A 13,446-nucleotide genomic window follows, 5' to 3' on the forward strand; every position below is an offset into this window, starting at 1 on the left:
GGCCAAGCCGATGCTGATCCCCCACCCTCTTCTCGGTCCGCGCGACGCGCAGGAATTCACTTATCTCGGCGACGCCGCCCTCCTCGACCGGCCCGACGGCATGGCCGGCGATGCGCTGGACGCCTTCAATGACTACGTCTACCTGCGCGACAATCCCGCCGGCATACATCGCGAGCTGTGGTTCCACGAACAGGGCGACCGGAGCTGGCTGGTCGTAACCCGCAACACGGTGACGCACGAAATCCTCAGCGCGGAACTTGCCCGTGACGTGGTCCTGCGCGCTCACAGAGGTGATGCAGCATGAGGCTCGAAGGCGGACTGATCGACCGCAGCAGAACGCTGCGTTTTACCTTTGACGGCAAACCCTACGAAGGCCATCGGGGCGATACGCTCGCCTCCGCGCTTATGGCGAACGGCGTCCGTCTCGTCGGGCGCAGCTTCAAGTATCATCGCCCGCGGGGTGTCTTCTCGGCCGGCTCCGAGGAGCCGAGCGCGTTGGTGGAACTGCGTTCTGGCGCACGATGCGAGCCGAACACCCGCGCAACCGTAGTCGAGCTCTTCGACGGTCTCGAAGCCTGCAGTCAGAACCGCTGGCCCTCGCTCGGTTTCGACGCCTTGGCGGTGAACGACCTCTTCGCCGACTTCCTCACTGCCGGCTTCTACTACAAGACCTTCATGTGGCCGCGCGCGTTCTGGGAGAAGTTCTATGAGCCGGCGATCCGGCGGGCAGCGGGCCTCGGCAGCCTGTCCATGCAGGCCGATCCCGACATCTACGACAAGGGTTTCCTGCATTGTGATCTGCTGGTGATCGGCGGTGGCGCCGCCGGCCTTGCCGCCGCGCTGACGGCGGCGCGTGCCGGAGCCCGGGTCATCCTCGCCGACGAGGACAGCCGCCTCGGCGGACGGTTGCTGGCCGAAAGTAATAACCTCGACGATGCGCCAGCGACCGATTGGATCGCCGGCATCGAAGCCGAATTCCTGAATCTCGCCAACTTGCGCGTCATGCGCCGCACCACCGTCTTCGGCGCTTTCGACCACGGCGTCTATGGCGCGGTCGAAAGGGTAAGCGATCACCTTGCCGCGCCGGGCGGAAAGGTGCGCCAGACGCTGTGGCGCATCACCGCGAAACGCACGATCCTGGCCGCCGGTGCGACCGAGCGGCACATTCCCTTCCGCAACAACGACCGTCCCGGCATCATGCTGGCTGGCGCGATGCGTGCTTATGCCAACCGCTGGGCGGCCTGCCCCGCTGAAACGGTCGCGATCTTCACCAATGGTGACGATGGCCACCGGACGGCGCGCGACCTGCTCGCGAAGGGCGTACGGATCGCGGCGGTGGTGGATTCGCGAGACGATGCCAAGGCAACCGGAGACTACCGTCTGATCGCAGGTGCAACCGTCTCCGACAGCAAGGGTCGCCTGGGGCTCACCTCGATCGAGGTGACACGGGACAATGCGAAGGAGTGGGTCGCCTGCGGCGCGCTTGGCGTTTCCGGCGGCTGGAACCCGAACATCCATCTCGCCTCGCATCATCGCGGCCGTCCGGCGTGGGACGAGGCGCGGCAGACTTTCCTGCCTGGCGACGGCCTGCCGGACGGCATGGCGGCAGCCGGTGCTGCGGTCGGAAACGGCGACACCGCAGCGGCCATGGCCTCGGGCGCGGGAGCGGCGGTAGCAGCCCTTCGTGCGCTCGGGATCGAGGCGGCGGTCCCGCCTCTTCCCCGCTGTTTCGACAGCGAGGCGAAGATGCAGCCGCTCTGGCATGTGCCCGGCAAGGGCCGCGCCTGGGTCGATTTCCAGAACGACGTCACCGTCAAGGACATCAAGCTGGCGCATCAGGAAAACATGCGCCCCGTCGAGCATCTGAAGCGCTGGACCACGCTCGGCATGGCCACCGACCAGGGCAAGACGTCAAACGTTACGGCGCTCGCGGTTATGGCGGAACTGACCGGCAAGCCGATCCCTGAGACAGGTACGACGATCTTCCGTCCACCCTACACACCCGTCTCACTTTCGGTTCTCGGCGGCGGCGACAGCGGCGCTCATTTCCGGCCTCGCCGGCTGACCCCGAGCCACGAATGGGCAAAAGCGGAAGGCGCGGTCTTCGTCGAAGTCGGGCAATGGATGCGCGCGCAATATTTCCCAAAGACCGGAGAGACGCACTGGCGACAGACTGTCGACCGCGAGGTGCTCGCCACTCGCCAGGGTGTCGGCATCTGTGATGTTACGACGCTTGGCAAAGTCGACGTGCAGGGCGCAGATGCCGCTGAATTCCTCGACCGGCTCTATTGCAACGCCATGAAGAGCCTGAATGTTGGCATGGTGCGCTACGGCCTCATGCTGCGGGAAGACGGCCACGCCTATGACGACGGCACCTGCGCGCGGCTTGCCGAAAATCACTATGTCGTCACGACGACGACCGCGCAGGCCGGCCCGGTCTACCGCCATATGGAATTTGCACGCCAGTGCCTCTGGCCTGAACTCGACGTGCAGCTCATCTCGACCACCGATGCCTGGGCGCAGTTTTCCGTCGCAGGGCCGAATGCTCGCTTGCTGCTGGAGCGCATCGTTGACAATTCCGACCTGTCCAATGAGGCTTTTCCCTTCATGGCATGCACCAGCCTCACGGTCTGTGGCGGGCTTAGAGCGCGGCTCTTCCGAATCTCCTTCTCCGGGGAACTCGCATATGAGATTGCCGTTCCCGCCCGGTATGGCAACGCGCTGATCGCGCGACTGATAGAAAAGGGCGCAGACCTCGGTGCGGTCCCCTATGGCACCGAGGCCCTCGGCGTCATGCGCATTGAGAAAGGTCACGCCGCCGGCAACGAGTTGAATGGCCAAACCACTGCACAGATGCTTGGCATGGGCCGAATGGTCTCGACAAAGAAGGACGCGATTGGAACGATCATGACGCGGCGTGAGGGACTGGCCGCAGAAACGCGCATCCTGGTTGGCCTTCAGCCGGTCCACCCGTCCGATCCGGTGATCGCTGGTTCGCATCTTTTCACGGAGGGCGTACAGCAGGTCACAGAGACCGACGAGGGCTGGATCACCTCGGCCTGTTTCTCCCCCCATGTCGGCTCGGGCATCGGCCTCGGCTTCCTGGTGAATGGCGCCACGCGGATGGGCGAGGTGATTGTTGCAGCCAATCCGCTTGAAGGCCAAATCGTCCGGCTACGTGTCGTATCGCCCCACTTTATCGATCCCGAGGGAGGACGTCTGCGTGCCTGACCTGAAACCAACCACCGCTTTGGGCAACGATACCGCTCGCAAGGCGCAGCATGGCGTGTTGACCATCGAGGAAAATGCCGATCTTGCGCTCGCATCACTCGCATTGCGCCGGAATGTTACCGCACCGACCCCATTCGGCCTTACTCTTCCCGGCTCCGGAAAATGGGTGTGCAATACAGATGTTTCGGCGCTTTGGACCGGCCCCGATCAATGGCTGCTCGAAGGGCGGGGTCAAGCCGAGGCTGATTTCGCCGCCGCAGTGACCGCGCAATGCCCCGGCTGTTCGGTAACCGACCAGACCGACGGCTTCGTGGCTTTCGAAATCCTCTCCTCGGCAGGGGAGGCACCTGTTCTGACTTTGATGGCAAAACTAGTCAACCTCGACCCGGCGCGGCTCGAGCCAGGAACGGGCAGCCGCACGGGACTTGAGCATATGAGCGTGTCCGCGATCCGCCGCGCGGCGGATCGTCTCGCGGTGCTCGGCATGAGGTCTGCCGCCGGTACACTCTGGCATGCGCTGAATACTACCGCCGCGCGGTTTGTGGAGACCTGAAGATGAGCGCGAAGATGATCGATGGCAGGGCCTTTGCCGAAATGTTACGCGAGCAGGTCTCCCTTGAGGTTGCCCGGCTGAAGGAAAACCACGGCATTACGCCCGGTCTGGCGGTGATTCTGGTTGGGCAGAATCCGGCAAGCCAGATCTATGTCCGCAACAAAGGCATCCAGACGAAGGCAGCAGGGATGGCAAGCTTCGAGCACAGGTTGCCGGACACGGCGCGGCAGGCCGATGTCATCGCCCTGATCGAACGGCTCAACGCAGATCCCACAGTGCATGGCATTCTCGTGCAATTACCGCTGCCCGGCCACATGAATACCGAAGCGATCATCAATGCCGTCGATCCGAGCAAGGATGTCGACGGATTCCATATCTCCAACGTTGGACTGCTCAGTACCGGACAAAAGGCAATGGTGCCATGCACCCCGCTCGGCTGCCTGCTGCTGCTGCGCGACCACCACGGTTCCCTGACAGGATTAAACGCCGTCATCGTCGGCCGGTCCAATATTGTCGGAAAACCCATGGCGCAGCTCCTGATTACGGCCGATTGTACCGTTACCATCGCGCATAGCCGGACGCGGGATCTGCCAGAGCTGTGCCGCCGCGCCGATATACTGATTGCCGCCGTAGGTCGCCCCGGCATGGTGAAACCTGACTGGATCAAGCCGGGCGCGACAGTGATCGACGTCGGCATCAACCGCATAGAAGAGGCCAGCAGGTCGCGTCTCGTGGGAGATGTCGATCCCAATGCCGCCCAAACCGCGGGCGCAATCACGCCGGTTCCCGGCGGTGTCGGCCCCATGACCATTGCCTGCCTTCTCGCCAATACGCTGACGGCGTGCTGCCGCACGCATGGCTTGCGTGAGCCAGACGGCCTTGCGGCCTGAGCCCGCCCGGTTCCCGCAATAAACGACCTTCCGACCGGAGAGTGTCATGTTCAAATATACCCTTACCGTAACTTGTGAATCGAAGCGCGGCATTGTTGCGGCCATTGCGGGCTTTCTCGCCGAAAACGGCTGCAACATCACCGACAGCGCTCAGTTCGACGACACTGAAACCGGCCGCTTCTTCATGCGTGTGAGTTTCACCAGCGAGGAGGGGCGTAATCTGGAGGCTCTGCGTGTCGGCTTCGCACCGATCGCTGAAAAGCTCGAGATGAGCGCCGATTTCCACAGCGAAAGCGAAAAGATGAAGGTCGTCATCATGGTGAGCCGCTTCGGACATTGCCTGAACGACCTGCTTTACCGCTGGCGTATCGGTGCCCTGGCGATCGACATCGTTGCGGTCATCTCCAACCACATGGACTATCAGAAGGTCGTGGTTAACCATGACATTCCGTTTCACTGCATCAAGGTCACCAAAGACAACAAGCGAGAGGCCGAGGCCGAGCAGATGCGGATCGTGCGCGAAACGGGGTCGGAGCTGATCATTCTGGCCCGTTACATGCAGGTGCTGTCAGAGACGATGTGCCGCGAGATGTCTGGCAGGATCATCAACATCCATCACTCCTTCCTGCCGAGCTTCAAGGGCGCCAACCCCTACAAGCAAGCCTTCGAGCGTGGCGTGAAGCTCATCGGAGCGACGTCGCACTATGTCACCACCGATCTCGATGAGGGGCCGATCATCGAGCAGGACATCATCCGTGTGACCCATGCGCAGAGTCCTGAAGACTATGTGAGCCTGGGACGCGACGTCGAAAGCCAGGTCCTGGCCCGGGCGATCCACGCCCATATCCGCCGACGAACCTTTCTCAACGGGAACAAGACGGTAGTATTCCCGGCATCGCCAGGCTCCTTTGCCTCCGAGCGCATGGGCTAGAGCGCCGTGCGCCCGAACGGACGCGCCAAGGACGCTCTAACCATTTGAATCTAGAGCATCTTATCTGCGCTCAGGCGATTCCGCCTGAACGCGGGATGCTTGTCTCGTCAACTCTCCGGCGGGCGGGCGACGCCGTTTGCCAGCATATCCCAGAAAGCATCGCCGATCTGATCGGGACGAAGCGCGCCTTTGTCCCGATACCAGAAATAGGCCCAGCCGGTCATCCCATCGATCGCAAGCATGAGCAGGTGGCTGTCGACTTCAGGCCGGATCAGCCCGGCGCCCTTGGCCTCATCGATCAAAAGCCGCACGCCACTGCGATACTGCTCCGCCACTGCGGCAAGCCGGCCGAAGCTTGTGGAGCTCAGAATCGCACGCTCCTGCCAGGTCACGGTGAAGAGGTCCTGGTGACGTGATACGACCTCGAGCCGGCTACACATGTAAATCCGCATCCGCTCGGCTGGGTCGGCGCTTGCCTCCCGGACATCCTCGAGCTGGCGAAGAAGCAATTCGCTCGACAGGCCGACGATCGCCTGAAGCAACGCCTCCTTGTTCGGCCAGTGATGATAAAGGCCGGGTTTGGAAAGGCCTACCGCCTGAGCGACCTCAATCATCGAGACCGCATTGAAGCCGCTTTTCCTGAAGAGAGCAGCGGCTGCATCAACGACATTGCGCCGTGCGCCTCCTTCAAGATACTCATTCAAACTGATCAACGTCGGGTCCGCCATGATTGAAATGGAAAGCACATATTGGAGCGGCTTCGATCGGAGTACGTCCTTCGGCTACTCCTTGCGGTCGATCCGACCGGCGAAATTCTCCACGAATGCGTCGAGTTCGGCGCGCTCGGTCAGGAAGCGGACGATCCTGTCGGAAAACAGCCGGATGTGACGTCGGCTCAACTCCTGCAGCAGCCCCCCCTCACCCTTCTCGATGAGGTCGATCATCTCGTTGTGCTCGCTGAACACCTGCATGTAGTAGGCTTCGAAATCCTCCTTGTTCCGGCTGGCCGTCTGGAACATCAGGTAGCTGAGCCGAATGCTGAAATTCAGCATGGTCTCGTAGAATTCCGAAAGAAAGGAATTACCTGCGGCCTTGGCGATCAGCAGATGAAAATCGTGATTGAATTCGGCCATTGCCTTGTAGTCGTTCCGTTCGCCGGCACGGCGGTATTCGACGTTGATTTTCCTGAGATCCTGAATGTGCCGCGGGCTGCGTCTTAGGGCGGCGAGCTGCAGGACGCCGGCCTGCTGCAGATCCAGCGCCTCGAAAATCCGCGGAACGTCCTCGAAGCTGACGGTCTCGACATAGTGGCCACGATTCGGGGAGAACTTGACAAGCCTATCCGTCTGCAGGCGAATGAGCGCCTCGCGGATCGGCGTGCGCGAAACGCCGAAGCGTTTCTCCAGAACCAGCTCCTCCAGATATTGGCCCGGCTTGAGCGCAAGGGTCAGAATTTCCCCCCGCAGCACGCTGTAAACGACCTGAGTTGCCTGTCCCTTCGGCCGACCGCGTTTTCCACGTTTGTCTTCGATGGGGGTGTCTTCAGAAAATGCCATGTCGGGCTCGATCATTCCGATGCTTTTCGAAGACTCCTATTCCTTCTACCCACCGCAATCCAGCCCCGAATAACTACCTTTTACAGGCAGGCGTCCGTGGAAAAGGTGGCGATCCCCCTCTTCCACGGCCCGAAGCTCCATGAATGCGGTCTATTTGAGCGCGCAGTCCGTCGCGAAGGAATCGGCCATCTTTTCTGCAATCAGCGCTTCCCGGCGCACCGCGCGCGCACCGTTCTCGTCAGCCACCTTTGCCAAATACATGGAATGGATCGGGTGCTGGTTGTTATTGAACGCGAAATCGCCTCGGACCGAGTGGAACTTCGCCTCCTTCATTGCCTTGCGCACAGCGTTCATATCGCCGATGCCACCGGCCACGGCGACCGCTCCGTCGATCAGGCGAACCGAATCGTAGGCCATGGCTGCGAAATTCGAAGGCAGCGTGCCGTATTTCTTTTGGAATGCCTCGACGAACGCGCGGTTCGCGTCGTTGTCTAGATCGTAGGTCCATTGATCGACGGAGTAGACGCCGTCTGCCGCAGCGCCGATCGCATCGAGCGACACGCCGTTGAAAACGGTGAACACGGTATAGAGGCCAGCCACGCCCTTCAGCCCGGCCTGATCGTATTGCTTGACGAACTGGACACCGAGACCGCCCGGCATGAAGGCCAGCACGGCCTCGGGTGCACGGGACTTGATCTCGGTCATCTCGGCGGAGAAATCGTTCTGCTCCAGAGAGGTGTAGATTTCCGAGACGATCTCGCCCTTGAACGTGCGCTTGAACCCGTCGACGACATCCTTGCCGGCCTGATAGTTCGGAGCGACGACGAAGACGCGCTTCACACCCTTTCCATTGAGGTGAAGGCCGAGCGCCTCCGAGGGCTGATCGTTCTGGAACGGTACGACGAAGTAGTTTTCGTTGCAGCTTTTCCCGGCGAGATCGGCGGGGGCCGGATTGGGCGAAATCAGGATCGTGCGCGAACGGATGACCGGCGTGTGCACTGCCATCATCACGTTGGAGTAGCTCGGACCGATGACGAAATCGACCTTCTCGGATCGGGTCAGCTTTTCGGCCGCCGTCTTGCCGACGTCCGGCTTTCTCTGGTCGTCCTCATAAATGAAGCGGGCGTTCAGCCCGCCGAGCTTGCCCCCGGACATTTCGAGCGCGAGGTCGGCGCCCTTCTTCATTTCCGCACCGAGGACCGCCCCGGAGCCGGAGAGGGAGAGGATAAGGCCGACGTCGACGGTGTCGTCTGCGGAAGCGCTGGCGCAAGACAAGGCAAGCGAGAGCATCGCCGGGATAAGAAGTCTCTTCATGTTCATTCCCCTTTTTTGCACATTTGGTTGCCGGGCCGTCGTGCTTTCCGGCACCGGAGTTCACCCCGGAGAACCCTCTGCCTCCGGGTATTCGTCGTACCTTCATCAGACGCCGAGAAGCGCCATTGCCTTGCCGTCGGGCCGCGCCAGTTCCTGGGAGTTACCGCTCCAGACCATCTCTCCCTTACGAAGGATGTTGTGATGGTCGCCGAGCTTGCACAACGGTTTCAGGCTCTTGTCGATAACGAGGATGGTGTAGTGCTCTTCCTTGAGCCGCTTCAGGGCGGCCCAGATCTCACGCCGGATCGTCGGCGCAAGTCCCTCCGTCGCCTCATCGAGAATGAGGAAACGCGGCCGTGTCATCAGCGCGCGCCCGATGGCGAGCATCTGCTGCTCACCGCCTGAAAGCAGGTTCGCATAGGAGCCCTTCCGCTCCTCCAGCCGCGGGAAAAGTTCGAAGATGCTCTGCACCCCGGCAGCACGCGCCCGGGCCGTGCTGTCGCGAGAGGTCGCGACCAGATTTTCGACGACCGTGAGGGTTGGAAAGACCTGCCGGCCTTCCGGCACCAACGCGACCCCCATGCGGGCGATCTGGTAGGGCGGCAGGCCATTGATGCGGCGGCCGTTGAGCACGACGTCGCCCGTGATGCGGTCGGTCAGGCCGAAGATCGTGCGGATCGTGGTGGTCTTGCCCATGCCGTTCTTGCCCAGCAGCGTCGAGACTGACGCGCCGGGCAGATCGAAGCTGAGATCGAAGAGCACCGGGCTCTGGCCATATCCCGCGGAAACCTTGTCGAAGATCAGCATCAGAAATCGTCCTCTTCGGACAGATAGGCGGCCTGAACCTCGGCGGAGGCCTTGATCATGGCGGGAGAGCCGCTGGCCAGCACGGTGCCGTTCACCATCACAGTGATTTCGTCCGACAGGTAGAAAACCGCATCCATGTCATGCTCGATCAGAAGAATGGGAATGCGGCCCTTGATCGTCGTTTCGATCATCTTCACCAGCGCCTCGGCGTCGGCAAGCGAAAGGCCGGCGAGCGGCTCATCGAGGAGGAGGATTTTCGGCCCGGAGGCAAGCGCCATGGCGATCTCCAGCCGACGGCGGTCGCCATGCGAAAGCAACGCGGGATGGACCGCCGCTTTGTCACGCAGCGCGAAGCGTTCGAGGAAATCATCGACCTCGGTGGCGTGCCGGTCGAAGTCCCGCCAACGGAAGAAGTCGGCGATGCCGAGGCCGGGGCGATCGCATGCGACGAGGCTGAGCAGGAGGTTTTCACGCACGGTCATGCGCGGGAAAAGCGCGGTCAACTGATAGGTGCGCGTCAGGCCGAGGCGTGCCCGGCGGAGCGCGTTGAGCCCGTCGATGTTGCGTCCGTTCATGACGACCGAGCCGCCGTCGGGCCGCCGCTCACCGGACAGCACGCTGACGAGCGTCGTCTTGCCGGCACCGTTCGGGCCGATCAGCGCGTGCACGCTGCCGGGGCGGAGCGAGAGGCTGACCTGGTTGAGCGCGAGAATACCACCGAAACGAACGGTGATGTCGCGCATGTCGAGTGCCGGCTGGTTCATCGCGCCACTTCCGCCGTCTGCCGGGTACGGAGCTTTTCTCCCAGCATGGAAACCGCGCCGGAGAGGCCTGAATGGAAGAACAGCACAACGAGGATCAGGAGCGGCCCGAAGAGGATCGGCCAATGGCTGGTGATCCCGGTCAGGAGATGCTCGACAACAACGAAGGCAAGCGCACCGTAGATCGGTCCGAACCGGGTCCCGACCCCTCCGAGGATGACGATGGCGAGAAGCTCCCCGGACCGCTGCCAGTTGGAATAGCTGGGGGTGGCGAATTCGCTCTGGTTAGCGAGCAGCAGGCCGGCAAGCCCGCACACCGCACCGGCGATGACAAAGGCCAGGAGTTTTGTCGCGGTGGCGTCGAAGCCGAGCGCATTGGCGCGCTGGCTGTTTTCCCGCACCGCCACCAGCCTACGGCCGAAATCCGAGCGGATCACATGGTCGACGAGCCAGACGAGCAACACGGCCGACACGGCGACGAAGGCATAGAAATGCCACGGGTCGAAGGCGTCATATCCTGGCCACAGCGTGCTGCGCTCGCGGAGAACCATGCCGTCATCGCCACCGAAGGCGGAGGAGGATTGCGCGAGGTAGTAGAGGATCTGCGCCAACGCCAGCGTGATCATGATGAAATGCACGCCGCTGGTCCTCAGCGCCACCATCCCGATCAGGGCCGCTGCCCCGGCCGAGGCGAGCAGGACCACGGGAGCCTGTATCCATAGCGCGCTGACGCCGGCGTCGGCGAGGATGCCTGTGGCATAGGCTCCGATGCCGAGATAGACGGCATGGCCGAAGCTGACCATTCCGCCATAACCGAGGATGAGGTTCAGGCTCACGGCAGCGACGGCGTAGATGAGGAAGCGCTCGAAGATGGACAGGAGATAGGAGTCGTCGGCGAGGAGCGCCATCAGCGGGCCGATGCCGACCGTGAGCAGGACGATCCACACTGCGGGGACCAGGGAATTGCGGACAGGCATGGCTCAGGTCCTCTTCTGCATGGGCAACAGGCCCTCGGGACGGAAAAACAGGATGAGCGCCATCAGGATGTAGACCAGCATCGAGGCGAGCGCCGGCCCGGTCTCGCTGGCGATGCGCGGCGAGAAGAAGGCCGAGAGGAAATCGCGCAGGAAGGCCCGGCCCATGGTGTCGATCAACCCGACCATCACGGCGGCGAGCAGCGCGCCCTTGATGGAGCCGAGACCACCGATCACCACGACGACGAAGGAGAGGATCAATACAGTCTCGCCCATGCCCGGCTGGACGGAAAGGAGCGGTCCGGCCAGCGCACCGGCAAGGCCGGCGAGGAACGCGCCGAAGGCGAAGACCACGGTGAACAGCAGGCTGATATTCACGCCCATCACCGACACCATGGTCCGGTTGGTGGCTCCGGCGCGCACCCGCATGCCGATCCGCGTTTCCTTGACCAGGTAGAAGAGAAGCGCGGCGACAGCGATCCCGACGACGATCACCAGCAGGCGATAGGCTGGATAGGATATACCGAAGGGCAGAACGGTGAGGCGGGAGAGTGCCTCAGGCAGGCCGGAAAAGATCGGCGAGGAGCCCCAGGCAATGCTGACGGCCTCGTTGGCGACGAGGATCAGACCGTACGTGATCAGCACATGATCGAGATGGCTTCTCTCATAAAGCCGGCGCACCAGTACCACCTCGAACAGGAGGCCGATCAGACAGACGACCAGCCCGGCAAGGACGACTGCCAGAAGGAAACTGCCCGTCAATCCCTGGAAGGTCACCGCAAAATAGGCTCCCAGCATGAAAAGCGAGCCATGGCTGAGATTGATGAAGTCCATGACGCCGAAGATCAGCGTCAGACCGGCCGCGATCAGAAATAGCAATACGCCTAGCTGGAGGCCGTTCAGCACCTGCTCGAAGACGAGAGCGGTCATCGGTTGTCCTTTATGGAGCATTGGAGATCGAGGCGCCGCGCATATCCGCTGCGCCCCTCACGAACTGGCCGGTGGCACAGGCAATCATCTTGCCGTTCTGGAAAGCGGAACCGATGCAGGTCGCCATCGTGCGCCCGGCCTTGAGGTTTTGCGTCACGACATGGAGTGGCAATTGCGGGCCGCCAGCCGCCAGGAACTTGACGTCGAGGGCACTCGTCACGGCTTCGGCCTCGAACGCTGCCCGCGCGGTTTCGTAGAGCGCGACATCAAACAGCGCCGCCGTCGCGCCGCCATGGACAAAGCCGCCGGGATTGACGGCGTTGGCACCGCACTCCAGCCGAAGCACGAGGCCGGTTCCGTTCTCCGCGATGCAGACCTTGCCGAGCGACGCCAGGAGCGTGTCGTCCTCGCGAAACGGGCGAAAGCACAATTGCGAGAAATCCGGCGCCTGCATCATACAACCGCCCCGGTCTGCACTACCAGTTTGCCGGCAACCTTGCGGTCGAGAATATCCTGCAGGCCCTGCATCAGCCTCTCGAAGGGCAGGACTGCCGTGACATTGGCTTGCGCCTTGCCTTGCGCAAGCAGGCCCAGCCACCAGGCAGCCCCGTCACGCATTCGGTCCAGTGCCTCGTCGAAATGGATATCGAGCGGCGCGCCCATCACTGTCAGGTTGTTATAGAGCAGATAGTTTGCCTTGGCGGCCGGAATGTCGCCCGAGGCGAAACCGACGATCACAAGCTTGCCTGCAAAGCCGAGCCCGCGCAGTCCCGCCTGGAACATGGCGCCACCCACCGTGTCGATGATGACGTCCGCTCCGCGGTCATCGCTCCAGGCGCGGCGCACCTCGTTCTTGAAAACGTCCTTCAGGGCCTCCTCGTCGCGCACGGCGATGACAAGCGCCCGTTCCGCGCCGCAGCAGCGCACCAGTTCCGCCTTTTCTTCGGAGGAGACGATACCGACGACATGGGCACCGAGATTGGCGGCGAGTTGCACCGCAGCCGCTCCGACACCGCCGGCTGCGCCCGTCACCACCACGCGGTCACCAGCCTTGACATTCGCGCGGATCGAAACCGCGACGAAAGCGGTGTTGAAGACGGTTGCTGCACCGGCTGCATCTATGGCAGAAACGCCGGACGGACGGTGAAACACCCGCTCCACGGGGGCCGCGACCTGTTCGGCGAAGGCACCGGAAAAAACCTGGGCGACGACCGGGTCACCGATCTTGAAGCCTGTCACGCCTTCCCCGACGGCGATCACCGTGCCGGCACAGTCACGGCCGGGAACAAAGGGCGGTTCGGGCCGCTTCTGGTATTTGCCCTGGACCATCAGCGCATCGGGAAAGTTCAGGCCGATGGCCTCGTTGCGTATCAAGACCTGTCCCGGCCCGACCACGATATCCGGCAGTGTCGCGATTGTATGGGAGGCGGGAGGACCGTAGGCCGTAAGCTGGTAACCGATCATTGTCAGTATCTTTCTGTTCTCGATTTCTGGGCAGA

At 62.3% G+C, this 13,446-nt stretch carries 13 protein-coding genes and 1 pseudogene; 5 read left to right on the forward strand and 9 right to left on the reverse strand.

Annotated elements, in window-relative coordinates:
- Positions 1–10: 10 nt before the first annotated feature.
- The 5 genes from ACFFP0_RS16855 to purU are packed head-to-tail and all read left to right on the forward strand — an operon-like array spanning position 11 to position 5,605.
- A complete protein-coding gene (locus tag ACFFP0_RS16855) occupies positions 11–304 on the forward strand; it encodes a sarcosine oxidase subunit delta (RefSeq protein ID WP_377263049.1) in 294 nt (97 codons plus the stop codon).
- Positions 301–3,231 (forward strand): sarcosine oxidase subunit alpha family protein, encoded by a 2,931-nt coding sequence (locus ACFFP0_RS16860; RefSeq protein WP_377263051.1) that lies wholly within the window; start codon positions 301–303, stop codon positions 3,229–3,231. Before ACFFP0_RS16855 ends, ACFFP0_RS16860 begins: the two co-directional genes overlap by 4 nt.
- Positions 3,224–3,784: a sarcosine oxidase subunit gamma gene (locus tag ACFFP0_RS16865; RefSeq protein WP_377263054.1), complete on the forward strand. Its 561-nt coding sequence runs from the start codon at positions 3,224–3,226 to the stop codon at positions 3,782–3,784. Before ACFFP0_RS16860 ends, ACFFP0_RS16865 begins: the two co-directional genes overlap by 8 nt.
- 2 nt (positions 3,785–3,786) lie before the next feature.
- Positions 3,787–4,674 carry a bifunctional methylenetetrahydrofolate dehydrogenase/methenyltetrahydrofolate cyclohydrolase FolD gene (gene folD / locus ACFFP0_RS16870; protein ID WP_377263056.1) on the forward strand — a complete coding sequence of 296 codons (888 nt, stop codon included), beginning with the start codon at positions 3,787–3,789 and terminating at the stop codon, positions 4,672–4,674.
- A 46-nt stretch (positions 4,675–4,720) separates the two neighbouring features.
- Positions 4,721–5,605, forward strand: coding sequence for a formyltetrahydrofolate deformylase (purU, locus tag ACFFP0_RS16875; protein ID WP_377263058.1), 885 nt, complete (start codon positions 4,721–4,723; stop codon positions 5,603–5,605).
- Between the two features lie 107 nt (positions 5,606–5,712).
- On the opposite strand, the gene ACFFP0_RS16880 is transcribed toward purU, so the two are convergent.
- The 9 genes and pseudogenes from ACFFP0_RS16880 to ACFFP0_RS16920 form a co-directional block, all read right to left on the reverse strand.
- Positions 5,713–6,333 carry a TetR/AcrR family transcriptional regulator gene (locus ACFFP0_RS16880; RefSeq protein WP_377263060.1) on the reverse strand — a complete coding sequence of 207 codons (621 nt, stop codon included), beginning with the start codon at positions 6,331–6,333 and terminating at the stop codon, positions 5,713–5,715.
- A gap of 54 nt (positions 6,334–6,387) precedes the next feature.
- On the reverse strand, positions 6,388–7,161 hold the full coding sequence (locus ACFFP0_RS16885) for a GntR family transcriptional regulator (RefSeq protein ID WP_377263062.1): 774 nt from the start codon (positions 7,159–7,161) through the stop codon (positions 6,388–6,390).
- Positions 7,162–7,311: 150 nt separating this feature from the next.
- Positions 7,312–8,475, reverse strand: a complete 1,164-nt coding sequence (locus ACFFP0_RS16890; RefSeq protein ID WP_377263065.1) for an ABC transporter substrate-binding protein — start codon at positions 8,473–8,475, stop codon at positions 7,312–7,314.
- 105 nt (positions 8,476–8,580) lie between these two features.
- Entirely contained in the window at positions 8,581–9,282 is a 702-nt protein-coding gene (locus ACFFP0_RS16895) for an ABC transporter ATP-binding protein (RefSeq protein ID WP_377263067.1), read from the reverse strand.
- Positions 9,282–10,010: pseudogene (locus ACFFP0_RS16900) on the reverse strand (ABC transporter ATP-binding protein); the annotation flags it as partial. The gene ACFFP0_RS16895 and the pseudogene ACFFP0_RS16900, both read right to left, overlap by 1 nt.
- Positions 10,011–10,042: 32 nt before the next feature.
- The gene (locus tag ACFFP0_RS16905; RefSeq protein WP_377263071.1) at positions 10,043–11,020 is read right to left on the reverse strand and encodes a branched-chain amino acid ABC transporter permease; all 978 of its coding nucleotides are present in this window, start codon (positions 11,018–11,020) and stop codon (positions 10,043–10,045) included.
- 3 nt (positions 11,021–11,023) lie between these two features.
- On the reverse strand, positions 11,024–11,947 hold the full coding sequence (locus tag ACFFP0_RS16910) for a branched-chain amino acid ABC transporter permease (RefSeq protein ID WP_377263073.1): 924 nt from the start codon (positions 11,945–11,947) through the stop codon (positions 11,024–11,026).
- Positions 11,948–11,957: 10 nt separating this feature from the next.
- Positions 11,958–12,404 carry a PaaI family thioesterase gene (locus ACFFP0_RS16915; RefSeq protein WP_377263075.1) on the reverse strand — a complete coding sequence of 149 codons (447 nt, stop codon included), beginning with the start codon at positions 12,402–12,404 and terminating at the stop codon, positions 11,958–11,960.
- Positions 12,401–13,411 carry an NADPH:quinone oxidoreductase family protein gene (locus tag ACFFP0_RS16920; protein ID WP_377263077.1) on the reverse strand — a complete coding sequence of 337 codons (1,011 nt, stop codon included), beginning with the start codon at positions 13,409–13,411 and terminating at the stop codon, positions 12,401–12,403. Before ACFFP0_RS16920 ends, ACFFP0_RS16915 begins: the two co-directional genes overlap by 4 nt.
- Between the last annotated feature and the right edge of the window lie 35 nt (positions 13,412–13,446).

The sequence above is a fragment of the Neorhizobium puerariae genome, from assembly GCF_042429745.1.
Taxonomy (GTDB): Bacteria; Pseudomonadota; Alphaproteobacteria; order Rhizobiales; family Rhizobiaceae; genus Neorhizobium; species Neorhizobium puerariae.